Here is a 350-nt window from a genome sequence, read left to right as displayed (position 1 = left end):
CACGTCGTCCTCGTTTTAGAAGTTTGATATTTGGTAAACCAGAAGGGAATTTTTCAGCATTAAATTTGAAACTAATACGAAGCCAAGCAATACCTTTACCAATCATATCATCCTTCCAGGAAGGACAATTGTCCCGCATAAACGGGTCTACAGTTTGACGGTCGTTATGAAATTCCCAGCTGACATATTGTTCGAAAGTTTGAATAAGGTCATCCCCAAGCCAAATATCTCCAATTCCTTCCAATGGATGTGACGCAACAACTAACGCCATATGGAGAAGTTCATCTTCATCTTGGTCACCGGGCTGTTCTTCTGCAAAAGTCATGACTCCAGAAGCTACAGTCGTACCA

The 350-nt window shown here is 41.7% G+C and carries 1 protein-coding gene; it reads right to left on the bottom strand.

All coding sequences use genetic code 11. The features are described 5' to 3' along the window. Positions 1 to 325 (bottom strand): hypothetical protein (locus Y882_RS20195; protein ID WP_211259247.1); only part of this gene is annotated, 325 nt, incomplete at its 3' end. Between the last annotated feature and the right edge of the window lie 25 nt (positions 326 to 350).

Origin of the sequence: Dyella japonica DSM 16301, from assembly GCF_001010355.1 — a bacterium.
In the GTDB taxonomy this organism is placed as follows: Bacteria; Pseudomonadota; Gammaproteobacteria; order Xanthomonadales; family Rhodanobacteraceae; genus Dyella; species Dyella japonica.
The sequence above is the reverse complement of the archived record's forward strand: the minus strand, read 5'-3'. Positions and strand labels throughout refer to the sequence as shown.